This is a genomic window from Azospirillum oleiclasticum (assembly GCF_013423485.1).
In the GTDB taxonomy this organism is placed as follows: domain Bacteria; phylum Pseudomonadota; class Alphaproteobacteria; order Azospirillales; family Azospirillaceae; genus Azospirillum; species Azospirillum oleiclasticum.
In genome coordinates, this window is the sequence record NZ_JABFFR010000021.1 from 138,119 (window position 1) to 159,564 (window position 21,446).

The 21,446-nt window shown below is 66.9% G+C and carries 23 protein-coding genes and 1 tRNA gene; 11 read left to right on the top strand and 13 right to left on the bottom strand.

Going from position 1 to position 21,446, the window contains the following annotated elements:
* Positions 1–25: 25 nt before the first annotated feature.
* The 3 genes from HL658_RS20965 to HL658_RS20975 all read left to right on the top strand — a co-directional run bounded on the left by HL658_RS20965 (position 26) and on the right by HL658_RS20975 (position 2,705).
* On the top strand, positions 26–331 hold the full coding sequence (locus tag HL658_RS20965) for a hypothetical protein (RefSeq protein ID WP_180284552.1): 306 nt from the start codon (positions 26–28) through the stop codon (positions 329–331).
* Positions 328–1,089: a hypothetical protein gene (locus tag HL658_RS20970; protein ID WP_180284553.1), complete on the top strand. Its 762-nt coding sequence runs from the start codon at positions 328–330 to the stop codon at positions 1,087–1,089. Before HL658_RS20965 ends, HL658_RS20970 begins: the two co-directional genes overlap by 4 nt.
* A 494-nt stretch (positions 1,090–1,583) precedes the next feature.
* Entirely contained in the window at positions 1,584–2,705 is a 1,122-nt protein-coding gene (locus tag HL658_RS20975) for a phosphoadenosine phosphosulfate reductase domain-containing protein (protein ID WP_180284554.1), read from the top strand.
* 712 nt (positions 2,706–3,417) lie between these two features.
* Here HL658_RS20975 and HL658_RS20980 read toward each other — a convergent pair.
* The 5 genes from HL658_RS20980 to HL658_RS21000 form a co-directional block, all read right to left on the bottom strand.
* Positions 3,418–5,028, bottom strand: coding sequence for a replication endonuclease (locus HL658_RS20980; protein WP_180284555.1), 1,611 nt, complete (start codon positions 5,026–5,028; stop codon positions 3,418–3,420).
* A 589-nt stretch (positions 5,029–5,617) separates the two neighbouring features.
* Positions 5,618–7,153 (bottom strand): DUF6538 domain-containing protein, encoded by a 1,536-nt coding sequence (locus HL658_RS20985; RefSeq protein WP_180284556.1) that lies wholly within the window; start codon positions 7,151–7,153, stop codon positions 5,618–5,620.
* A gap of 88 nt (positions 7,154–7,241) precedes the next feature.
* Positions 7,242–7,317 (bottom strand) — tRNA-Glu (locus HL658_RS20990).
* 43 nt (positions 7,318–7,360) lie between these two features.
* Positions 7,361–8,404, bottom strand: coding sequence for a threonine aldolase family protein (locus HL658_RS20995; RefSeq protein ID WP_180284557.1), 1,044 nt, complete (start codon positions 8,402–8,404; stop codon positions 7,361–7,363).
* A complete protein-coding gene (locus HL658_RS21000) occupies positions 8,404–8,730 on the bottom strand; it encodes a hypothetical protein (protein WP_180284558.1) in 327 nt (108 codons plus the stop codon). Before HL658_RS21000 ends, HL658_RS20995 begins: the two co-directional genes overlap by 1 nt.
* A 54-nt stretch (positions 8,731–8,784) precedes the next feature.
* On the opposite strand from HL658_RS21000, the gene HL658_RS21005 reads away from it, so the two are divergent.
* Positions 8,785–9,816 (top strand): RluA family pseudouridine synthase, encoded by a 1,032-nt coding sequence (locus tag HL658_RS21005; protein WP_180284559.1) that lies wholly within the window; start codon positions 8,785–8,787, stop codon positions 9,814–9,816.
* Positions 9,817–9,939: 123 nt separating this feature from the next.
* Positions 9,940–10,827: an RNA polymerase sigma factor RpoH gene (gene rpoH, locus HL658_RS21010; protein WP_180284560.1), complete on the top strand. Its 888-nt coding sequence runs from the start codon at positions 9,940–9,942 to the stop codon at positions 10,825–10,827.
* Between the two features lie 22 nt (positions 10,828–10,849).
* Here rpoH and HL658_RS21015 read toward each other — a convergent pair whose 3' ends face one another.
* Positions 10,850–11,461: a nitrogen fixation protein NifQ gene (locus HL658_RS21015; RefSeq protein WP_246337750.1), complete on the bottom strand. Its 612-nt coding sequence runs from the start codon at positions 11,459–11,461 to the stop codon at positions 10,850–10,852.
* A gap of 457 nt (positions 11,462–11,918) precedes the next feature.
* Between HL658_RS21015 and HL658_RS21020 the strand changes: the two genes are divergently transcribed.
* On the top strand, positions 11,919–12,506 hold the full coding sequence (locus HL658_RS21020) for a LabA-like NYN domain-containing protein (protein ID WP_246337763.1): 588 nt from the start codon (positions 11,919–11,921) through the stop codon (positions 12,504–12,506).
* 11 nt (positions 12,507–12,517) lie between these two features.
* Here the strand turns inward: HL658_RS21020 and HL658_RS21025 are convergent, their stop codons facing one another.
* Positions 12,518–13,291 carry a RibD family protein gene (locus tag HL658_RS21025; RefSeq protein ID WP_180284561.1) on the bottom strand — a complete coding sequence of 258 codons (774 nt, stop codon included), beginning with the start codon at positions 13,289–13,291 and terminating at the stop codon, positions 12,518–12,520.
* A 194-nt stretch (positions 13,292–13,485) separates the two neighbouring features.
* On the opposite strand from HL658_RS21025, the gene ribA reads away from it, so the two are divergent.
* Positions 13,486–14,550, top strand: a complete 1,065-nt coding sequence (gene ribA, locus HL658_RS21030) for a GTP cyclohydrolase II RibA (protein WP_211109804.1) — start codon at positions 13,486–13,488, stop codon at positions 14,548–14,550.
* Positions 14,551–14,582: 32 nt separating this feature from the next.
* Here ribA and HL658_RS21035 read toward each other — a convergent pair whose 3' ends face one another.
* On the bottom strand, positions 14,583–15,164 hold the full coding sequence (locus tag HL658_RS21035; RefSeq protein ID WP_180284563.1) for a YceI family protein: 582 nt from the start codon (positions 15,162–15,164) through the stop codon (positions 14,583–14,585).
* A gap of 245 nt (positions 15,165–15,409) precedes the next feature.
* Here HL658_RS21035 and HL658_RS21040 point away from each other — a divergent pair, with 245 nt between their 5' ends.
* Positions 15,410–15,970 (top strand): tetratricopeptide repeat protein, encoded by a 561-nt coding sequence (locus tag HL658_RS21040; RefSeq protein ID WP_180284564.1) that lies wholly within the window; start codon positions 15,410–15,412, stop codon positions 15,968–15,970.
* Positions 15,971–15,991: 21 nt separating this feature from the next.
* Here the strand turns inward: HL658_RS21040 and HL658_RS21045 are convergent, their stop codons facing one another.
* A complete protein-coding gene (locus tag HL658_RS21045; protein WP_246337751.1) occupies positions 15,992–16,399 on the bottom strand; it encodes a DUF423 domain-containing protein in 408 nt (135 codons plus the stop codon).
* A 210-nt stretch (positions 16,400–16,609) separates the two neighbouring features.
* Between HL658_RS21045 and HL658_RS21050 the strand changes: the two genes are divergently transcribed.
* The gene (locus HL658_RS21050; protein WP_180284565.1) at positions 16,610–17,008 is read left to right on the top strand and encodes a response regulator; all 399 of its coding nucleotides are present in this window, start codon (positions 16,610–16,612) and stop codon (positions 17,006–17,008) included.
* A 3-nt stretch (positions 17,009–17,011) separates the two neighbouring features.
* Here HL658_RS21050 and HL658_RS21055 read toward each other — a convergent pair whose 3' ends face one another.
* Both HL658_RS21055 and wrbA read right to left on the bottom strand, forming a co-directional pair.
* Positions 17,012–17,962: a glutathione S-transferase family protein gene (locus HL658_RS21055; protein WP_180284566.1), complete on the bottom strand. Its 951-nt coding sequence runs from the start codon at positions 17,960–17,962 to the stop codon at positions 17,012–17,014.
* Positions 17,963–17,990: 28 nt separating this feature from the next.
* Positions 17,991–18,593, bottom strand: coding sequence for an NAD(P)H:quinone oxidoreductase (gene wrbA / locus HL658_RS21060; protein ID WP_180284567.1), 603 nt, complete (start codon positions 18,591–18,593; stop codon positions 17,991–17,993).
* A 127-nt stretch (positions 18,594–18,720) separates the two neighbouring features.
* Between wrbA and HL658_RS21065 the strand changes: the two genes are divergently transcribed.
* Positions 18,721–19,656 (top strand): LysR family transcriptional regulator, encoded by a 936-nt coding sequence (locus tag HL658_RS21065; protein ID WP_180284568.1) that lies wholly within the window; start codon positions 18,721–18,723, stop codon positions 19,654–19,656.
* On the opposite strand, the gene HL658_RS21070 is transcribed toward HL658_RS21065, so the two are convergent.
* Complete coding sequence (locus HL658_RS21070; RefSeq protein ID WP_180284569.1) at positions 19,625–19,996, bottom strand: hypothetical protein; 372 nt, start codon at positions 19,994–19,996, stop codon at positions 19,625–19,627. The genes HL658_RS21065 and HL658_RS21070 overlap by 32 nt on opposite strands.
* Before the next feature lie 165 nt (positions 19,997–20,161).
* Here HL658_RS21070 and HL658_RS21075 point away from each other — a divergent pair, with 165 nt between their 5' ends.
* Entirely contained in the window at positions 20,162–20,524 is a 363-nt protein-coding gene (locus HL658_RS21075) for a hypothetical protein (RefSeq protein ID WP_180284570.1), read from the top strand.
* Between the two features lie 31 nt (positions 20,525–20,555).
* On the opposite strand, the gene HL658_RS21080 is transcribed toward HL658_RS21075, so the two are convergent.
* Entirely contained in the window at positions 20,556–21,446 is an 891-nt protein-coding gene (locus HL658_RS21080; protein WP_180284571.1) for a DMT family transporter, read from the bottom strand.

Sequence of the window (21,446 nt, forward strand, 5' to 3'; positions counted from 1 at the left end):
GGTTCATCACTGCCGGGAGGGAGCAATGTCGCGCGCACTGTCGAACGAACAGCTGAGAGAGCGCCTCACCGAAGCACAGGACCGTGAGCGCCGGGCACGGGAGGCGGCGGCCCGGCTCAAGCGCACGATGGTGAAACGTGATCGGCACGTGACGGCGCAGCAGAAGTTCATTCTCGGTTCCGCGGTGTTGGCGTGGGCCGATACCGACACACGCATCATCCCGCACCTGCGGCGCTTCCTCGGGGGCTTCATCCGGCGCGAGGCCGATTGGGCGGCACTGGACGGGACACCCTTCGCGCGGGATATCCCGGCGGAAGGAGAGAAGCCATGACGATCGCACAGTTGCGGCCGGGCGGCCGAGACACCAGCCACGATGAAGGACGGAGGCGATGCCGATGTCTGCGCATCGCTATTGCACGGGCGCGAGAAGCCGAGCGCCGTCTCCTCCGGCGGCGAGGGCCGGGCGTAGTGGCCGCAATGGTCGGTAAGGTGGTGTTCACGGTGACGTTGACGGTGCATGTGATGTTTGCCCTGTTCCGCCTTCAAGGCGTCCTCAATGCGACGTTCCGCCGATCCAGCGGTGAGGTGGCACATGCGGCTTTCGAGGCACCTTTTCCGGGGCCGCGTCCAGCTCCGCCCCCTTCCCGGTACGAAGGGACCGGGACCACTGTGAACGGGGTCCCACGTCACCGCATGGCACGCGCGTTCCGGAAGTACGCAGCGTGGAAGGCGGCGGGCGACACCATCAGCCGCGGCGGGATCATCATCGGGCGCACTGGCACCGCTACCCGGCCTCCGCCGGAGGTGCGGTTCCTGCCTCCAACCCTGCTCGCCGCGGTCAACGCAGCGGACAAGGCGACGCTGGGGGAATGGAGCGTGGCGGGCGATGCCATCATCCGCCAACTTCCGGCGATTGAGAGGATCGGGGCGCAGGTGCTGCTCGCTCTGCCCACAGCTGGGAAACCGGAGGTAGGGCCGCCCCGGGACGTGCTCCGGTTGTTGGGGATCATCGACGGCCACGAGGCCGCAGCACCAGACGACGATGGAGGACTCGCCGTCCCCGACGTCCACGGGGAAGGTCGGCAATAGCCGACCAGGTGGATGGGCGCGCCCCCGGCGCGCTAGCCCATCCACCGTTTCCCGATGGGTGCTCGGGGGCGGCGCCGCGCGGGGACCCGGCCGGGAAGCAGCTCATTCCGGCAATCGCGCAACAAAATTACGCGACCTTTTGGCCGTAGGATGCCCTCGGCGGGATGTCCGCTATCCTGATACCCTCCGAAATGGCAGGGATCGCGGTCAACTTGGCCCACGACCGCCCCAACCCGACAGCGCGACGCGCGCCCACCTTGCCCCGGCAGGCCCTTCGGACTGTGTGTGTGGAGGTGGGGCCGACCGGCCCGTTCGTCCCGACGCCTCGTGTGCCTATACACGACAGGTCGCGGCCAGCGGAACGTCAGCCGCATTCAGCAATTGACCAACCGTGTCTGGTTCTGGCGTTTGTCGCCAGCCTTGGACGCGACAGCCCTTGCGCCGCGCGCTGAGGTCGTCCAAAAGGTCTGTCCACTGTGGACAGGGTCAGTTCCGTGGATCGTTCCGCTTATCGACGTGCCTATCGCACCGCCAAACAAAGGGAATACAGGGATAACAGCTCGCGTCGCTTGACCGCAGAATCGATAGATCGCGCGTTGATTGAGGCAGTGTCGAGCCTCGCGCGCGACGACGATCAGACCTTCCTTCGCGTCGTCGCAAGGGCGGCCACAGCGTTCGCCGGGCTGCCTGAGGCAGAGGTGCGGATCTCAGAGCGGTTGCGCGGGATGGAACGCCGCGTCGTCGAACCTTCCATGCTCGACCACTTCCGTATAGACGGTCCTGCCGTGGTGAGTTTTTCCGGCGGCCGCAGTAGCGCCTACATGATGCGCAAGATGTTGGACGCGTTTGGCTGCTCACTGCCTGATTGGATTACAGTTTGTTTCGCTAATACTGGACTAGAGCATGCAGAAACTTTGGATTTTGTGCGCCGCTGTGAGGAGGAATGGGGCGTAAACGTACATTGGCTCGAATACGACCCTGATGCACCACACCGGACGCGTATCGTTGACTATCATTCGGCGTCCCGTAATGGCGAACCCTTTGCAGCCCTAAACCAAAAGCGGACCTACCTTCCGAACGTCGTCTCCAGATACTGCACGGTTGAATTGAAGGTGCGGCGCATTATGATGTTTGCTAAGCACACACTCGGTTTGTCTCGATGGTACTCGGTGGTTGGACTTCGGGCGGATGAACCGCGCCGGGTCGAGCGACAGTTGCGCCGGGCGGCGGAACGACGAGACGAGGGGATTCCAGTGATGCCTATGGCGGATGCGGGCATAAACAAAGCAGATGTCGCCCGATTTTGGGCTGGTAACTCGTTCGATCTGAAACTGCCTGCGGTGGAAGGCGCGACACTACTTGGAAACTGCGTCGGCTGCTACCTAAAAGGCAAGCGCAAGCTTGTGGACATTTTCCGCCAGTATCCGCAGGCCGCCAACTGGTGGATAGAGCAAGAGAAGCGATTCCCAAGCACCGTGCGTCCGGGAGATTATTGCAGATTTTCATCAAGATGGACGTACAGCGATCTTCTGAACCTTTCAAATCTTACCATTGCGGATGAAATAGGAAATGAAGAGACGGAGCTCGAAAGTATTGACTGCGCCTGCACCGATTGAACCACCACCTGAGCCATCAAAGGATCGACGAGCGCAACTTGAGGATATTGCTCGTGCTGCCATCCTATGGGTCTATGATCAGCAGTGCGGCAATGCTTTGGCGACTCTTGAAGACGCGGTCGTCGCCTATACAGGGCGCCCGGTTGATTGATGCTGACCAACGGGAACGCACCGTCCGGCGGGAGCGACAATATTCTAGTGCAGCTGAGGTGAGAGTTTGGTTCCATAACGGAACGGCGTCATTGTGACCGCCGGGCGAATGATGAGCGGCCAACATCGTGGACGTCGCTAATTGTGGCCGCCAGCCTCGGCATTCCTGACGTTCGCGGGGAAGCTCGGCACCAGCCGACCCAGTGGGTGGTAGCACCTCCTGGTGCACTGACCCATACACCATTTCTCGATGGACGTTCGGAGGCGCCCCGGCCAGGAAGGTCGACCGAAAAGCGACTCATTTTAACACTACGCAACAAAATTACGCGACCTTTTGGCCGCAGGATGCCTTCGCAGGGACATCCGATATCATGATACCCGCAAAATGGAAGGGATCGTGGTGAATGCGGCCCCCGGCCACCCCCGGCGCGAAGCGCCCGGAATTCGAACCAGGCGGCCCACGACCGCCTGGTTCGAGCGCGCGAAGCGCGCCCATGTGGCCCCCGGCAGGGCCGTTCCGATCTGGGGGTGTGGGGGGTGGAGCGAAGCGGCCCCCCCACGCCTACGGGTCATGCTGGCCTTTGTCCGGCGGGCGTTGGCGGACGCCACCGTCCGGCGGGGCGCCCCTTGGGTAACTGGTGACAATTGAAAGAGCGTTCCCAATCAATACGTTGGTGATCTTTCGAATCGCCCACCGGACGGGTTGCCGAGCGAGGGAATGCTTCCCGGTCCGCGCGTTGCACCAACCGATCGTGTGCCGGACGTCCTCGCCCCAGCAGTTGACGCGGATCTCTCGCTCGGGCCGGAACCGCGGAGTGACCGACCACGCTCCCAACAGCGCCAGCGCGGTCGCCCACCGCTTCCGGCGCATCGCCCGGTACACCGCCCGGGCGCGAGGCTCGGCGGGCGGCGTGTCGCTCTTTGTTGTCCGGTACGCCGCCCGGAACAGCCCGATAGTGCCTTGCCGAAGGCCCACAAGCGACAACCGCCGTACGCCCACGTGGCTGGCCCACGCGCGGAATCGCCGCGTCTCCTCGTCATCCGCCGGGCCGACGCATTTGAGAACGTAGTGCATCACGTAGCTCGTCGGAGCCGCGGTGCCGCCGTTGATCAGGCGGACCTTGAGGGCCGCATTGGCATCGCCTCCGTCGGCAGGGAAGTGCTGACGGAGGGAGGCTTCGAGGTCACCCAATTCATCCGGTGCGACATAGAGGAGCGCGTGGGCGTGCGGGCATCCATCGGTGTGCGGCTCCACCGTACGCACCCCAAACGGATTGACTCCCCGTTGCCGGGCAAGGCACAAGGCCGCATGCCAGCGCCTCGCCAGTTCCTGCGCGCCGATCCACGGCGAGAGGGCAGGATCACCGTGTTCCGCATCGCCGTGCCGCGGGTTGAGATGGTAACGGGGAGGTAACGTCGCGGTCACGAAGACGGCCACGTATCCCACCCGTCTGGCGCGCTCCTCCATCCCCAGCACGATGGCGTACCACGAGGCCGCCGCGGCCTTGACCGACTCGTTCGCGACCATGGCGAGGTTCACCACCTTTCCGACCTCGCTCACCGCCTCCCGCTCGGCGAGGAAGGCTTCGTTCTTCGCTTGGACCTGCTCCCAGCGGCCAAGGCTCCAGTTGGTGACGAACTTCGCGCCCCCTCCGCCCGGCCGCCCGCCGACCAGCCCAAGGACCGCCGCGGCGTGGGCGTCGGCTCTCCCGATCCAGCGGCGAAGCCGCCGCCGCAGGGATGGCATGTCGCCCTCCCGCGGGTGGGGCATCATGTCTACGGCGTCGTCGCCCTGCCAGAAGATGATTTGCCGCCGGGCGAAGCCGACGTCGGCCAAGCGTCGGGCTTCTTCGGTCAAGCGTTCCTCGTCGTCGTCGAGGAACCGCAAGGCCCCGGCATCGACGTGCTCCAGCCGGGCGGCGCGGCGCTCGACGGCGCTCGCCAGATCGTGCAGCGGCCGGGCCTCTTCCCATGCCCGGACCTCGGCACGCCACAGTGCGACATCGACGGCCAGGGCGTCCGCATGGGCCTGCGCCTTCGGGCTGAGCCTGCTTCCATCATTTCCCAGCCGCCCCAAGATGAAGGCGGCCTCGGGTGGCTGAGGCGCTTCTTCCAACGCCCATTCGAGTGCTCCGACGTCCTCTTCTCCAGTGCCGCCGCACGCCTGCTGCACCCGGACTCGCCACGCCAGTGGCAACTGCCGAAATCGTTCGAGCTTTCGTCCAGGGGCAAGTGGCGGGGCAGAGGCCGCGGCGGCCTCCGGCCTGTCGCGCTCTGCTGAGGCCGGGGCGACCAGCAACGGAACCGTGCTGGTGGCAATCTTGACGTCCCCGGTAGGAAGCGACCGCCGACGTGCGGCACGGGTGGCGGGCTTCCGGGTGGTCGTGGTCGTGACGGAATGCTGTCCCCGGCGGGCGAACGCCGGAAGCGGGACGGAGAGGCCAAATTTGTTGACGTCTTGGGGTGCAGTGTTGGGTTGACCGGCCGCTTGACTATGCGGCCGGGCCGTCACCTACCCGGGAGGGTGGCGGCAACGCTATTGTTGACGGCGCGGAAAAGGTCAGACATCCTGTCCGAACTCCTGCGAATGCGCCTCGCCGAGGGTTGCCGCCCTGTGACAGCGAGGCGCGTTCCTTCCAAGGTGTTCGCCCTTGTGGAGAGCGTCAACCCCCATCGAATCACATGTCGTGCCGATTCGTTGACAGGCGCTTCGACTCTGAAGTGGTGCAGAAGGAAAAATTCTGATCCTGGGGAGAGGCTGCCTACTGACGGAGGTGGCTGAGGTCGAGGCCGGGATACGCCACGGTTTCGATGACCTCCGACTCCCGGTGGAGCCGCTTGCGTTTGTCGCCGTAGCGTGGTCCGGTGCCGTCATGGTGGTGACCAAGTATCCGATCAACCGATTCGTCACTCTCCGTTGCTTCCCGCAACGCGTCACGGAACGTGTGGCGGAATGAGTGGAAGACCAGTGCGTCTTCCTTCAAGCCCCGCCGGACAAGAAACACTTGGTTCCACCAATTGCTATATCGGTAGTCTGGAAAAATTCTCCCAACGTTCGGCTCGGACTCGCGTCGCTTTATGTAATCAAAGAAACCGCATCTCTCCAATTCTTTATGGATCGGAACAAAGCGGATCGAGCTTTCCGTCTTGGTTGTTTTCTTGTGTCCGTGAAGGGACTTACGGTTCACGCTGAAGTGCGGACGGCCATTGTGCTCGACGATGTCGTCAAACTCAAGTTGAGCGATTTCGGATAGGCGCATTCCCGAAAATAGGGCAACCAGCGGAAAGTAGGTCTTGTGATTTCGCAGTATGAATTCTCCCGGTTCGTCGATTCGGCGCTCGGATTTGCATCCACGATAGAGAGGAGCATCGAAGATGATGGTCAATTCGTCGATGGTGTATGGGCGCCGGGATGGGTTGTCTTCGTCGCTGTCACTATCTTTATCCGGAAGAACCACAACCCGCCGTGTTGGATTGTCATTCGCCAAATGGTTTGGAATAGCAAATTCATCAAAGAAGCAACTGACGTTGCTGATGTAGCGATAGATGGTGTCATGCTTTAGAAAATTTCCATCACCCTTATCGCTCGGTGTGTCCATCAGCAACTCGTGAAACTTCTGCAAATCGCGGGTATCGATCAAGCCGACAGACTTGTTCCCAAGACACTCTGTCAGCATTCGGAAACAGCGTTTATAGTTGTACACGCTGCTTCTGCTGAGGCGTTTCTTTGCGAGGAACGCATCGAGGAAGTTGGAAATCGGGAGCTTAGCCTTGTCGTCCAGGCCTTTGAACGGATCGGGAGTGGCCTGCGCCGCGATCGCCTCCATCCGCTCGACAATGACGCTGATCTCCTCCGCCGGGACACCCGGCCCCGCGCCCCGGGCAAGAGCTCGTTGCAGGCCGCGGTTGACCTCCTCAAGCTCCGCCACCTTCACATGCGCCCTGGCCCCGGCCAGCGCCGTCCGGATCGTGGCGGCGTGGTGGCGGAACTCGGCCTGCTGATCCGGCGGAAGGTGGTCGAGGTGCTCGATGAGCATCGCCTCGGACCACTCGGTGGCCCGTTTCATGAATTCGAGAAACGCTTCGGCATCCGCCGGGAGGCTGGTCATCCGCAGTCTCGCGATCAGGGTCTGAACCGCCGCATGAATGACGGCGGCGCGGGACTTTGCCGTGACCGGACATGCGGTGCCAAGCGCCTTCTTCAGCTCCCGCCGTCCGCCCAGCAACGGCACAAGGTCACGGGGAACGCGCACGCGGTAGGAGTACGTCGCGCCACGTCGGAGGAGGAATGACTGCAAGCCCACGTCGGCCCCACTGGTACACACGAGTGGTACACAGGGCCGTTCCGGCTTCCGTAAGTGCTTGAGCTGATTGACGCACGGTAAGTGGCGTCCCCTAGGGGATTCGAACCCCTGTTACCGCCGTGAGAGGGCGGTGTCCTAGGCCTCTAGACGAAGGGGACGTCGTCGGCGTGGGCGGTTAGATAGCCGACGGTTTCCGGGGGATCAAGCGGTTTTTTTCGCGGTGCGCACGATTTCGATGAAGTCGTCCACCGCGGCCTGCGGCGTGTCGAAGGAGGTGACGAGGCGCAGCAGCGGGCCGTCCCAGCGGTAGAAGCCGAAGCCCGTCCGCTCCAGCACGGCGATGGCGGGTTCGGGCAGGCGCACGAAGATCTCGTTGGCCTGGACCGGGAAGATCAGCTCCGCCCCCTCGATGCCGGCGAGGCCGCGGGCGAGGCGGGTGGCCATGGCGTTGGCGTGTCTGGCGAGCCGCAGCCACAGGTCGTCCTGCAGCCACGCCTCCAGCTGCACCGACAGGAAGCGCATCTTGGAGAACAGGTGCCCCGCGCGCTTGCGGCGGAAGGCGAAGTCGCGCGCCAACTCGGGGCGGAAGAACACCACCGCCTCGGCGGCGAGGCAGCCGCCCTTGGTGGCGCCCAGCGTCAGCACGTCCACCCCCGCCCGCCAGGTCGCGTCGGCCGGGCTGCAGCCCAGCGTCACCAGCGCGTTGGCGAAGCGGGCGCCGTCCATGTGCACGGCCAGCCCATGGGCCCGGGCGACGGCGGTGATGGCCTTCACCTCCTCCACGCTGTAGACGGTGCCGGCCTCGGTCGCCTGGGTCAGGCTGACCGACGCCGGCTGGATGCGGTGGACCGAGCCAGCGCCGGTGTCGGCGATGGCGGTGTCGAGGATGGCAGGGTCGAGCTTGCCGTCGGCACCGGGCAGGTCGATCAGCTTGGCCCCGCCGGTTTGCAGCTCCGGCGCGCCACACTCGTCGCCCTGGATGTGGCTGTCGGTGTGGCAGTAGACGGCGCCCCAGGGCGGCGTCAGCGCCGCCAGGGCCAGGGAGTTGGCGGCGGTGCCGGTGGCGACGGGGAAGACCGCCACCTCCGTCTCGAACAGGGCGGCGATCCGCTCCTGCACCCGCGCGGTCCAGGGGTCGGCGCCGTAGGACGGCGCGCCGCCGCTGGAGGCGCGGGCGAGCGCGTCCAGGATCTCGGGCGCGGCACCGGCGGTGTTGTCGCTGCGGAAATCGTGTGTGACGGCCATCACTGCGCGGTCCCTACGCGTTGCGGAATTCTGGTCGTGCTCACGGTCGCGGTCACGGCGCCGTTCTTCGGGTCGATGAGGTACACGCGGTCACCGCCCTGCGGCATGGTGACGCGGATCGCCAGTCGGTTGCCCACGACCACCATCTCGGAGATGGCCGCGTCGTCGGGCAGGCCCAGGTCGGTTTCGGCGATGCGGCCGGGGTCGTCGCCTCCGGCGCGGCGGTCGGGGTCGCGGTTTCGGTTGGCAAGCTCCATGATCAGGATGGTCACACCGACCACGATCAGGAGGCCCATGATGACCACGGCGGCCTTGAGTGCCTTCACGGTATGAGGTCCACTTCGGGTGCACGAATGTTCGACGGGGAAAGCGGCGCAACGATGCCCGACCATCACGAGATCGGCAACCCGCAAGACGGCGGAAGCCTTGACGCCGGCGGCCCCGCGCGCGTGGTGATCGGCGAGGCGCTGGCCGGCGAACGGCTGGACAAGGCGCTGGCCGTCTCGATCCCCGACCTGTCGCGGTCGCGGGTGCAGGCGCTGCTGGAGTCGGGCTGCGTGAGCGCGGACGGCCGGCCGGTGGCCGACGCGTCGCTGCGGGTGCGCGCCGGCGACCGCTACGAGGTGACGGTGCCCGACGCCGAACCGGCCGAGCCGGTGGCGCAGGACATCCCGCTCACCGTGGTGCACGAGGATGAGGACGTGGTGGTACTGGACAAGCCGGCCGGCCTCGTCGTCCACCCCGCGGCGGGCAACGCCGACGGCACGCTGGTCAACGCGCTGCTCGCCCATTGCGGCGACAGCCTGTCGGGCATCGGCGGCGTGCGCCGGCCCGGCATCGTGCACCGGCTGGACAAGGACACCAGCGGCCTTATGGTTGTGGCGAAGAACGACCGTGCGCACCACGCGCTGACCGCCCAGTTCGCCGACCGTTCGCTCAGCCGCACCTATCTGGCGCTGGTGTGGGGCGTGCCCTCGCCGCGCGAGGGGCGGATCGAGGGCAACATCGGGCGCAGCAGCGCCGACCGTAAGAAGATGGCGGTGGTCGCGAGCGGCGGAAAGCACGCCGCCACCCGCTACCGCGTGCGCTCCAGCTACGGCCTGTCGGCGGCGCTGGTGGAGTGCAAGCTGGAGACCGGCCGCACCCATCAGATCCGGGTGCACATGACGCACGCCGGCCACCCGCTGGTCGGCGACGCCGTCTATGGCCGCGGGCGCACGGCCCGGCCGACCGGGTCGAAGACGGCGGCGCTGCCGGAACCGGTGCGCCGGGCCCTTGTTGAGTTTCCGCGTCAGGCCCTGCACGCGGCGGCGATCGAATTCGTCCATCCAGGCACGGGCAAGCCGATGCGGTTCGAGGCCGCTCTGCCGGCCGACATGGCCGCGCTGATCGCAAGGCTGGATGGAACGTAAAACTCTATGACCGACCGCCGGACTCGGTTATTCTGGGGGTGGCGGTGGATCATGGGCGTGGCATAGTGGTGGCGATGGCCTCCGAGGCAACGAGGGGTGAACAGCCGCCGGGAGAGGGTGAGCATGGCGACGACACTTCCGAGCATTCCCGTCATCAGCGCTGAGAGCAACCTGTCGCGCTACCTGCAGGAAATCCGCAAATTTCCGATGCTGGAGCCGAACGAGGAGTTCATGCTGGCCAAGGCTTGGCGCGAACACGGCGATTCGGAGGCGGCCCACCGTCTGGTGACCAGCCACCTGCGGCTGGTGGCGAAGATCGCCATGGGGTATCGCGGCTACGGCCTGCCGCTGTCGGAGCTGATCTCCGAAGGCAATGTCGGCATGATGCAGGCGGTGAAGCGATTCGATCCCGACCGCGGCTTCCGCCTCGCCACCTACGCCATGTGGTGGATCCGGGCGGCGATCCAGGAATACATCCTGCATTCCTGGTCGCTGGTGAAGATGGGCACCACGGCCGCGCAGAAGAAGCTGTTCTTCAACCTGCGCAAGCTGAAGGGCCAGATGCAGGCGATCGACGAGGGCGACCTGTCGCCCGAGCATGTCGCCGCCATCGCCACCAAGCTGGAGGTGCCGGAGCAGGACGTGATCGCGATGAACCGCCGTCTCGCCAGCCCCGACCACTCGCTCAACGCGCCGCTGCGCGCCGACAGCGAGGGCGAATGGCAGGACTGGCTGGTCGACGAGAGCTCCAACCAGGAGATCACGCTGGCCGAGCAGGAAGAGATGGGCAAGCGCCGCAAGCTGCTGGTCCAGGCCATGAAAGGCCTGAACGACCGCGAGCGCGACATCCTCACCGAACGCCGGCTGCGCGACAACCCCACCACCCTGGAGGACCTGTCGCAGAAATACGGCATCAGCCGCGAGCGCGTGCGCCAGATCGAGGTGCGCGCCTTCGAGAAGCTGCAGAAGTCGATCAAGAACGCGGCGCTGGAGGCGAAGCTGGCGGGCTGACGGCCCGCCGGCCCTCCCGCGGTCAGGCGCCCCGCCCCATCTGCGCCAGGGTGGAGAGCGGGTCGCCCTCCTCCGCCTCGAAGCAGGCGGCGAAGTCGTCGCAGACCTCGCAGTTGGGCGATTTGCAAATCAGCATGCCCACGCGCAGGCAGAGCTGGCGGTAGAAGAACTTCTTCCACTTCATGTCGCCGCTGTTGAGGGCCACCAGCGCCGGGAAGTGGCGGCGGAAGAAGGCGTTCAGCTCCCGCCGGTTGGTGAAGCCCATGTCCTGCCAGAGATGGTTGGGCGCCAGGCTGCGCCGGGCCACGATGGCGGCCAGCCACTCCTCCACGGCGCCGCGCCCGGCCCGGTGCTCCAACAGGAAAGCGCGCAGGTCCGCCTCCTCGATCGCGTCCTCGCCGGTATCCCCGACGGCTCCGTCGAGCAGTTGGACCGCGTCCGGCCGAAGCTGGTGGACCAGTCCTGCCAGCGGGCCGGGCGGCAGCCCCAGCGCCTCGGTGAGCGGCCGGTCCTCACGGGCGGCCTGCGCCAGGATCAGTCCGGCCAGATAACCGTCGAGCGCGTCCCCGTCCAGTCCGTCCAGCGGCTGCGGCGCGATGGTGAATGCCTCCGGGGGCATGGTGGTGTCGGTCATGGCGGAGCGGCTCCCTGAGCGAGCGGACGCGTGCCGGTCGGGCCATGGTGGCAAAATATCCCGCATGTGCGAAGTGGTTTTTCCATCGCCCCCTTTGATCAGGATCATGGCACGACGGTCCGCGGTATGATCACAAGCTGGTCACAATGCCGGCCCATCATTCATGACGATCACACGCCAACCGGAGTGGGAGTGTGCCGGAAAGGGCATCGGCGAAAGCCGCGGCGACTTGCCCGATGACCCACCGTCGGATACCGATTTGTGCCCCATACCAAGAACGATTGTTTCGGACTTGTGCGTTCCGCGACAACGCCCTAACATTATGGACTGGTGCAGTGCGATTTGCCTGCATCGCTCATAAATTACAATCTGTTGAAGAAGGAATAGACCTTTGGAACGGACAACCGTATTGCCCAAAGAGGTTTCCAGGCTCTTTTACAAAGAAGAACGCTTGGCCATGTTCATCGATGGAGCGAATCTCTACGCGGCGGCACGTTCACTGGGCTTCGATATCGATTACAAGCGCTTGCGCGACGGTTTTGCCAATGAGGGGCGGCTGATGCGCGCATTCTATTATACGGCATTGGTGGAGGATCAGGAATACTCGCCGATCCGGCCGCTGGTGGACTGGTTGGATTACAACGGCTACACCATGGTGACCAAGCCGACGAAGGAATTCACCGACGCGTCCGGCCGGCGCAAGATCAAGGGCAACATGGACATCGAGCTCGCCATCGACGTGATGGAGATGGCCGACCATGTGGACCACATCCTGCTGTTTTCCGGTGACGGCGACTTCCGGCGGCTGGTGGAGGCCGTGCAGCGCAAGGGCGTGCGGGTCAGCGTGATCAGCACCGTCCGGTCCCAGCCGCCCATGGTGGCGGATGAGTTGCGCCGTCAGGCCGACAATTTTGTCGAACTCCAGGAGCTCGCCGGCACCATCGCCCGCGTCCATCACCACCGCGAGCCCCCTCCCCCGCCCGTGCAGGGCCCCCTGGGGTCGGGCGGCGACGGAAATGGCGGGGGCTTTTTCGAGAGTCCCTGACCCGCGTCCACTCATCCCCGCAGATCACAATCGAACAGCACGTCGCGCCCGAGGCGGACCACCTCCGCCACGGGCCGAAGTGCTGCGTTCAGCCGTTCGATGGGCGGCAAGGTGATCCCGGTCGGGCCCGATCCGATCAGGATCGGCGCTACGCACATGTGCAGCCGGTCAAGCGCCTCCGCCGCGAGGAAGGCTGATACGGTCTGCGCCCCGCCCTCCACCAGCAGCCGGTGCACGCCGCGCGCGGCGAGCGCCTGCACGACGTCGCGCGGCGCGATCTGCCCGCCGCGCTCCGCCACGGTGACCGGTTCGACCCGCGGCGGACGGCGGACGTTGGCGCACTGGACGACGATGACGCGGCAGCCGTCGTCGGCGAGCAGGGCCGCATCTTCCGGCAGCCGACCGCGCGGGTCGATGACGATGCGCGCCGGGCTGCGGCCGGGCACATGGCGCACGGTCAGCCGCGGGTCGTCGGCCACCGCCGTGCCCACCCCCACCAGCACCCCGTCCACCAACGCGCGCAGGCGATGCAGATGGGTGATCGCCTCGGGTCCGTTGACGTAATGCGAATGGCCGGACGGCGTCGCGATGCGCCCGTCCAGCGACTGGCCCAGCTGCCCGATGACGAAGGGCCGATGATCCGGGGCGGCGACGCCGGCGTACAAGCGCCAGAAAACACAGGCCGCTTCGCCATCCGCCTCGAACGTCGGTGCCGCTGCGGGTCGCCCCGCGGCCCGGTCCAGAAGTTGCCCCCAAAGTTCCGGGTGGGTGCCGACCGGTGTCATCGCCGCTCCGTGGTTCGCTGATTGGCCGAACGATATGCCGCTTGATCTGGGCGCCGCGGCCGCAATCTCAATGTCGGCGACCAAGCGCAAGAGGCCCAAGGCGGAGGATAGAGACCATAATGCGTTCCAACAGCCAGCCGACGCCGTTCGCACATCTTTTCCGCGACGGCGTTCAGGTCACCGTGGATCGGGCCGTGGCCGAGTTGCGCGCCGGCCGGCCGGTGGTGATCGAAGGTGACACGGGCGCCACGCTCGTGGCGACGATCGACACCATCTCCCCCGCCACCTTCGACGCCTTCGCGACACTGGCCGGCGGTGGCGCCGTTCTCACGCTGCCGGAACCGCGCGCCCGCGTGCTGGGGCTTCCCGCCGACGGTGCGGTCGCCGTCCCGCTGTCGGGCATGGGGCATGACGCCGCCTGCCGGCTCGCCGGCGGCATCGACGCTCCCGGACCGGCCGTCTGGCACCCGGCCGACAGGATCGCGGAGGCCGCGATCGGTCTGGCGAAGCTGGCCCTGCTGTTGCCGGCGGTGCTGATGGTCCCGGCCGGGCTGTGCGGCCCGGTGCCGGCCGGCGTCCACCGCGTGCCTCTTGCCGCCCTGACGGAGGGGGCGGACGGCGCGCCCCACCCGCTCCAAATCGTCTCGCGCGCACGGGTTCCGTTGGCGGAGAGCGTGGAGACCGTCTTCGTGGTGTTCCGCGGCGGCGCCGGGCTGCGCGACCAGGTGGCGATCATCGTCGGCAGTCCGGACCCGGACCGCCCGGTTCCGGTGCGGCTGCACTCGGCCTGCCTGACCGGGGACCTGTTCGCGTCGCTGCGTTGCGACTGCGGCGACCAGCTGCGGCAGGCGGTGGCCCGGCTTGCCGACGAGGGCGGCGGCGTTCTCGTCTATCTCGACCAGGAGGGGCGCGGCACGGGGATTGCCAACAAGATGCGCGCCTACGACCTCCAGGACCACGGGCTCGACACGATCGATGCCGACGCGGTGCTGGGGTACGGCGCCGACGAGCGGCGCTACGACCTCGCCGCCACCATGCTGCTGCGGTTGGGGTTCGGGCGCGTGCGCCTGTTCACGAACAACCCCGACAAGATCGCCGCCCTTGCCCGGGCCGGCATCGAGGTGGTGGGTCGCAGCGCCCTCATCGGTCTGGTGACCGTGGAGAACCGCCGCTATCTCGCGGCCAAGGCGACCCGGGCCGGCCATCTTCTGGACGGGCTGGGCATGGATGGCACGCGCGCCGTCAAAGCCGACGGGTAAGCGGCCGACCGCCGGTCCGGCGGCCGGTGATCCTAGGGCCGGCGAATCGCCTCCAGTTCGATGATGACCTCGACCTCGTCCCCGACCAGATCGCCCTCAAGCCCGTAGGTCATGCCGAAATCGCTGCGTTTCAGCGTTGTCCGGGCAGAAATGCCGACAACGTAGTTCTCTCCCCACGGGTAAGGCCCCATCTTGTTGCGCGTGACCGCGATCTCGACCGGCCGGGCGGTGCCGCGAACCGTCAGTTCGCCGTACACGCGGCCGGTGGCGTCACCGGTCGGTTCGGCGCGCGTTCCGACGAATCGGATGACGGGGTTCCGCCCGGAATCCAGGAAGTCGGGGCCGCGGACATGCTCGTCGCGGGCGGCATGGTTGGAGAACACACTGCGCGCGTCGATGGACACGACCAGATCGTCCAGCGTCCGCGCGTCGTGATCATAGGTGAAGGCACCCTCCAGCTTCAGGAAGCTGGCCAGGACCGAGGCGTAGCCGATGTGACGGACGAGGAAGGCGACGGTGGCGTGCTCGGGATCGATGACGTAGCGCCTCGGCTCGGCCGCCGCGGCGCCCGACCAGAGGATCAGAAGGACCAAGGGAATCGGGAGGATGCGCATGGGTTGGCTCCTGGGCGATGCGGCGTGCCGGCGGACGGCTCCGGCAATGACATGTCGCGGCCGGCCGCGACCGCCAGGGGGCCCGGTGCGCGCGTTCCGCCCGCAATGACCGTCCATGGCGTCAGCACACCGGAACAGCAGAGGGAAAGATCCATGATGTGGCACATCGGCGTGGGCGTGCGGAGCGGCGTCGCCGCCTTGACGTTCCGCGGTATGTCGCCCCGCTCGCGCGAAGGGCGGCGACCATGACCGAGCCGCTGCCCCCCTTGATCCGCCGCGTCCTCGCGCTGGTCCTGGACAGCACCGAGCGCACGCCGCATCCGGCCCTGCCCCGCCGGCTTACAGCCCTGTTCCATCGGCTCCGTCAGGACAACGGCGTGCTCGACGCGGGGGAGACGGAAGATCTGATCTGGGCGATCTGGACCAGCCATTCCCGGCCGGATCTGGAAAAGGCCATGCACGCGGCCATCGCGTCCCTGGCACTGCGCGACTTCACCACCGCCGCCACACGGTTCGACGCCATCCTCGACCACGATCCGGATTGGGCGGAGGCCTGGAACAAGCGGGCGACGCTGCATTTCCTGCGCGGCAACGACACCGCGTCGCTGCTCGACATCGAGCAGACGTTAAGCAGGGAGCCGCGGCATTTCGGCGCCATCGCGGGGTTCGCCCACATCTGCGAGCGCAACGGCGCGCTCGCGGAGGCCGACGCCGCCGCCGAGATGGCCCTGCGCCACAACCCGCACCTTCACGGGCTGCGCCTGCGGCTGGCGCACCGCGCCCGGCCGACGGGACGGAGCAACTGATCGGATCGTCGGACGCGCGGGTCAGGACCCGCGCCGGGCCACCCACTCCGGTGCCAGGGCCGCCACCGCGACCGCCACCCATCCCAGGATGAGGGCCATGCCGCCGGCCGGGGCCGCCATGGGAAGCGGAAGCGGGCGTTCGAACGCCAAGCCGTACAGAGACCCGCAGAACAACAGACCGCCGACGAGGAACAGCCAGCCGGCCGCACGCAGCGCGATGCGGGCCACACCGTGGGCGTACCCGCAGCAGAGCGCGGCCGCGATCAGGGCGAGCGCGTGCCACAGCTGCATCTGGCTGGCGGTGCGCGCCCAGTCCTGCGCCTGCGGCACACCGGCCAGCCCGTGGCTGGCGTACGCGGCGGCGGCCACCGCGACCGCGCCCTGCAGCCCCGCCCACGCGATCCACACCCGATCCACGCCGCCCATCATTCTTCCTTCCGCCGACGCCGCTTGGCCCGACCTTTGCAGTTAAGAGCGCGTTAACGGCAACGTGCCGCAGGTTGCAAGACTGTTCCGCCTCGCCGCCTCGCAAAGCGCGTTGCATTCTGCAACTCATTTCGGGATTCGACCATGGCTTTCCTCAACCCGCACGTCACCGCGCCGGCAGCTCCTCTCCGTTCGGATCGGTTGTCCCTGTTGGTGAACTGGGCAAGGGAGCGGGGTGGGCACATCCTGGTGGTGGACGACAGCCCGACCAACCTGTTGGTGACCGAAGCCATCCTGTCCAGCGTCGGTTTCACCGTCTCCCTGGCAACCGGGGGTACGGAGGCGCTGGATGTCATGCGCGATTCGGAAAGGGCCCCGGATGCCGTTCTGATGGATCTCGCGATGCCGGACATGGATGGCGCCATGACCACCGCCGCGATCCGCGCGCTGCCGCCGCCGCACGGGCGGGTCGTGATCATCGCGCTCACCGCCAACGGCCAGCCGGAGGACCGCATGCGCTGCATCGAAGCGGGTATGGACGATTTCCTGACCAAGCCGGCGGGAAAGGCCACCCTTCTGACCACCCTGCACCAGTGGATGTGCGACGGCTGACCCTCAGCCCAGACTGTCGCGCCCGTGCGGCGCGTCGAGGTCGAGGGCCGGCCCCTTGGGCACGATCCCCGTGGGGTTGATCGTGGCGTGGCTTCCATAATAGTGCCGCTTGATGTGGTCGAAGCGCACCGTATCGCGCACGCCCGGGACCTGGAAAAGGTCACGAAGATAGCCGGACAGGTTGGGATAGTCGGCGATCCGCCGCAGATTGCACTTGAAGTGCCCGACATACACCGCGTCGAAGCGGACGAGGGTGGTGAAGAGGCGCCAATCCGCTTCCGTCAGCCGGTTGCCGACCAGCCAGCGCTGCGTCGCCAGCCGCGCGTCGAGCTCGTCCAGGGCAGCGAACAGCGCGTCAAAGGCCTGCTCGTACTTGTCCTGGCTGGTGGCGAAGCCGGCCTTGTAGACGCCGTTGTTCACCGCATCGTACACGAAGGCGTTCACCCGGTCGATTTCCTCACGCAGCTCCTCCGGACAGAAATCGAGCGACGCGTCACCGAACGCGTCGAACTCCCGGTTCAGCATGCGGATGATCTCGGCCGATTCGTTGCTGACGATCGTCCCGGTCGCGCGGTCCCACAGCACCGGCACCGTCACGCGGCCGGTGTAGGCCGGGTCGGCGCGGGTGTAGACCTCGTGCAGGAAGCGCGCGCCGTTGATGGGATCGGCGCCCTCGGCCAATTCCCAGCCGTTCTCCAGCATCAACGGCTCGACGACCGACAGGCCGATCACATCCTCCAGCTTCTTCAGTGCGCGGAAGATCAGCGTACGGTGCGCCCATGGGCAGGCGTACGAGACGTACAGGTGGTAGCGTCCGGCTTCCGGCGCGAAGCGGGTGGACCCGTCCGCCGCCACCCGGTCGCGGAACCGCGACTCGGAGCGGACGAAGGCACCCCCCGTCGATTTCGTGTCGTACCACCGGTCGCTCCAACGCCCCTCGATCAGCAGGCCCATGGGATCGCCCTCCGTTCGTGCCGCGCGGTCAGCCGTGCAGCTTCTTCGTGATCTCCGCCACATGGCGGCCCTGGAAGCGCGCGCCGTCCAGCTCCACCGCGCTCGGCTGGCGGGAGCCGTCGCCGGCGGCGATGGTGCTGGCGCCATAGGGCGAGTTGCCCATCACTTCGGACACGCCCATCTGCCCCTGGAAGGAATAGGGTAGCCCGACGATCACGAAGCCCAGATGCAGCATGACGATGTGGGTGGACAGGATGGTGCTCTCCTGGCCGCCATGCTGCGTGGCGGTTGACGTGAACACGCTGCCGACCTTGCCGTTCAGCGCGCCGCGCATCCACAGGCCGCCGGTCTGGTCCAGGAAGTTCTTCATCTGCGACGCCATGTTGCCGTAGCGGGTCGGCGTGCCGATGATGATGGCGTCGTATTCGGCCAGCTCCGCCACCGTGGCGACCGGCACATCGGGCTCCGGCTTGAAGTGGGACTTCACGGCGACCTCCTCGGGCACCAGCTCGGGCACCCGCTTCACCGCGACCTCCACGCCATCCACCGCGCGTGCGCCCTCCGCGACCGCCTGGGCCATCTGCGAAACGTGTCCGTAGCTGCTGTAATAGAGCACCAGGATCTTCGCCATGTCTCTCACTCCTCATCCCGTGACGGCGGGACCATCCGTCCCTTGCCTCCTGGGAGATAGCACGTTGCTCGCCTGCGGGAAGCCGGCGGAGATGGCACTTCATCGTTGTGCGGTGTAGAACAATCCCATGGACCGCCTCGATGACATGCTGGCCTTCATAAAGGTCGTGGACGCGAAAAGTTTCACCGCCGCCGCCGATCGGCTGGGGCTTTCCAAATCCGTGGTGTCGCGCCGCATCACCGAACTGGAAAACCGGCTGGGCGCGCGGCTGCTGAACCGCACCACACGGCGGCTCAGCCTGACCGAGGTGGGGCAGGCCTTCTACGAGCGCTGCACCCGCATCATCGCCGACCTGGAGGAGGCGGAGATGGCGGTGGCGGACCTGCACGCGGCACCGCGCGGACGGCTGAAGGTGAACGCCCCCGTTTCCTTCGGGCTGCTGCACCTCGCGCCCGCCATTGCCGGTTTCCTGGAGCGCAACCCGGCGATCGAGATCGACATCGATCTGAACGACCGCTACGTGGATCTGGTGGACGAGGGCTACGACGTCGCCGTGCGCATCGGACGGCTGCGCGACAGCACCCTGATCGCGCGGCGGCTGGCCCCGGCGAACCGGGTGGTCTGCGCTTCGCCCGGCTATCTCGCCCGCAATGGCAGCCCGGTGACGCCGGAAGACCTGATGCGGCACAACTGCCTGCTCTACACCAACGTTCCGGCTGCGGAACAATGGTCCTTCCAGGTGGACGGGGAGACGCGGACGGTGCGGGTGTCCGGCAATCTGCGGACGAGCAACGGCGACCTGCTGCGCGCCGCCGCGATCGCCGGCGTCGGCATCACCGTGCTGCCGACCTTCCTGATCGGCGACGCCCTGCAATCGGGGGCCGTGCGCTGCCTGTTGCCGGAATATTACGGGGGCGGATCGACCGTTTACGCGGTGTACCCGCAGAACCGTCACCTGTCGCCGAAGGTGCGTGCCTTCGTCGATTTCCTCGCCGGCCGATTCGGCCCCGAGCCCTACTGGGACACGGCGCTCACGCCTCCTTCGGCCGGCGGCGGGCCCTGAGGTTCAGGGCGTTCAGGAAGGTGGTGGACTGTTGCGGCGCCTGCGCCCGCCGCGGCGGCGTGGACAGGAAGCCGCCGACCCGACCGCGCAGGCCGACTGCGTCGTGCGCCGCGTCGTCGGCGTCCGCCGCCACCTGGCGCCGCACCTGCGGGTCCAACGTGTTGAAGGCCTTGGCCGCGAACTCGAAGGCGGGCTGCGATTTGGTGGCGATCACCTGGCGCAACGCCTTGGACACCAGTACGGTGTCGAGCCCACCATGCTCCGTCACGCCATCCAGCACATCGGCCAGGATGCCGATCGCTTCGAGCGTCTGGTTGTCGTCGAGCGAAATCGTATCCATGCCGTCCCGTCCACCGGTCACCGGCCGCCCGATCGCGGCCTTCCCGCACGGAATGGTACAAGCTGCAACAAAGGAAGTCACGCTGTCGGCTTGCCGTTGCCCCGACGGACGCGTGCGCCATAATGGTTTTGCGCCGATTGTCCGGCGTGCGGGATGAAGGCGGCGATGAAGGAACTGCGGACGATCATCTTCGACGAGACGGAAGCCGCCGCCGCCGTCGTCACCTTCTGTCGCAAGAACAAGCGGTCGCTGCCGAGCGGCACGCTGAAGGGCTTCGGCATTCGCGAGGGGGAGGGGGTGACCGGCGTGCTGTCGGTGACCGACGACTATGGTGCGGTGCACGAGATGGTGCTGACACAGGAGGAGGTCGCCGCCGCCCTCGTCGCGCACTGCATGACCCGCAGCATCCCCCTGCCCAAGGACGCGTCCAAGGTCATAACGGCCGTCGACAACCAGATCGTCCTCGCCTTCGAGATCGGCCACATCGACGCCAAGAAGATGGTCCGCGCCAGCCGCATGCGCGGCTGACCATCAACGTTTGACCCTCAGCGATTGACCGTCAGCGATTGACCAGGGCCACCCCGGCCGAGGCGACCGCCATGCCCACCAGCGCCACCACGCCCAGCCGCTCGTCGAACACCGCCCAGGCGATCACCGCGGTGACGGCCGGTGTCAGGTAGAAGAGGCTGGCGACACGGGCCGCGGCCCCACGGCGGATCAGCGCGAAGAGCAGAAAGACGGCCCCGACCGACAGCACAAGCGTCAGCCATGCCAGGGCGAAGACGAACTCCCCGGTCCAGACGACGCGCATGGTCTCGGTCAGCGGCGCCAGCACGGCCAGCGCGGCGCTCGTCGCCAGATACTGGATGGCGGTGCCGGTGCGCAGATCCATGCCGGTGCAATGGCGCTTCTGGTAGAGCGTGCCGAAGGTGATCCCCAGCAGCGCCCCGAGCGCCAGCAGCAGTGCCAGCGGCGGGATGGTGCCGACCGTCAGCTTCTCCCACAGCACCATGACCACGCCGGCAAGGCCGAGCGCCAGCCCCATCCACTGGCGCCCGGTCACCCGCTCGCCCAGCAACGGCCCGACCAGCGCCGCGGTCAGCAACGGCTGCATACCGGCGATCAGCGCCGCCATGCCCGCCGGCAGACCGATGGCGATGGCCGAGAAGACCCCGCCGAGATAGGCCCCGTGCACCAGCAGCCCGGCCAGCGCGATCCGCCCGACCTCCACCCGGCTGCGCGGCCAGGGCGCACCGGTCACCAGGGCCAGGGCGGTGAGGACGACCGCCACCAGCCCCAGCCGGATCAGCAGGAAGGTCAGCGGCTCGACGTAGGGAAGCCCGTATTTGGCGCCGATGAAGCCGGTGCTCCACAGCACGACGAACACCGCCGGCATGGCGCGGACCCAGCCCAGCCGCGCGGCGGACCCGGCGGCGCTGTCGGTGGTCAT

Excerpts from the sequence above, each read along its gene's own strand:
- HL658_RS21035 (WP_180284563.1), bottom strand. The coding sequence starts at position 15,164 with ATGCGCATCCTCCCGATTCCCTTGGTCCTTCTGATCCTCTGGTCGGGC.
- HL658_RS21065 (WP_180284568.1), top strand. The coding sequence starts at position 18,721 with ATGGACCGCCTCGATGACATGCTGGCCTTCATAAAGGTCGTGGACGCG.
- HL658_RS21055 (WP_180284566.1), bottom strand. The coding sequence starts at position 17,962 with ATGGGCCTGCTGATCGAGGGGCGTTGGAGCGACCGGTGGTACGACACG.
- HL658_RS21025 (WP_180284561.1), bottom strand. The coding sequence starts at position 13,291 with ATGACACCGGTCGGCACCCACCCGGAACTTTGGGGGCAACTTCTGGAC.
- HL658_RS21045 (WP_246337751.1), bottom strand. The coding sequence starts at position 16,399 with ATGATGGGCGGCGTGGATCGGGTGTGGATCGCGTGGGCGGGGCTGCAG.
- HL658_RS21005 (WP_180284559.1), top strand. The coding sequence starts at position 8,785 with ATGCCCGACCATCACGAGATCGGCAACCCGCAAGACGGCGGAAGCCTT.
- wrbA (WP_180284567.1), bottom strand. The coding sequence starts at position 18,593 with ATGGCGAAGATCCTGGTGCTCTATTACAGCAGCTACGGACACGTTTCG.
- HL658_RS21075 (WP_180284570.1), top strand. The coding sequence starts at position 20,162 with ATGAAGGAACTGCGGACGATCATCTTCGACGAGACGGAAGCCGCCGCC.
- rpoH (WP_180284560.1), top strand. The coding sequence starts at position 9,940 with ATGGCGACGACACTTCCGAGCATTCCCGTCATCAGCGCTGAGAGCAAC.
- HL658_RS21080 (WP_180284571.1), bottom strand. The coding sequence starts at position 21,446 with ATGACCACCGACAGCGCCGCCGGGTCCGCCGCGCGGCTGGGCTGGGTC.
- HL658_RS21020 (WP_246337763.1), top strand. The coding sequence starts at position 11,919 with ATGTTCATCGATGGAGCGAATCTCTACGCGGCGGCACGTTCACTGGGC.
- HL658_RS21070 (WP_180284569.1), bottom strand. The coding sequence starts at position 19,996 with ATGGATACGATTTCGCTCGACGACAACCAGACGCTCGAAGCGATCGGC.
- HL658_RS21015 (WP_246337750.1), bottom strand. The coding sequence starts at position 11,461 with ATGACCGACACCACCATGCCCCCGGAGGCATTCACCATCGCGCCGCAG.
- HL658_RS20970 (WP_180284553.1), top strand. The coding sequence starts at position 328 with ATGACGATCGCACAGTTGCGGCCGGGCGGCCGAGACACCAGCCACGAT.
- HL658_RS21040 (WP_180284564.1), top strand. The coding sequence starts at position 15,410 with ATGACCGAGCCGCTGCCCCCCTTGATCCGCCGCGTCCTCGCGCTGGTC.
- HL658_RS20965 (WP_180284552.1), top strand. The coding sequence starts at position 26 with ATGTCGCGCGCACTGTCGAACGAACAGCTGAGAGAGCGCCTCACCGAA.
- HL658_RS20995 (WP_180284557.1), bottom strand. The coding sequence starts at position 8,404 with ATGGCCGTCACACACGATTTCCGCAGCGACAACACCGCCGGTGCCGCG.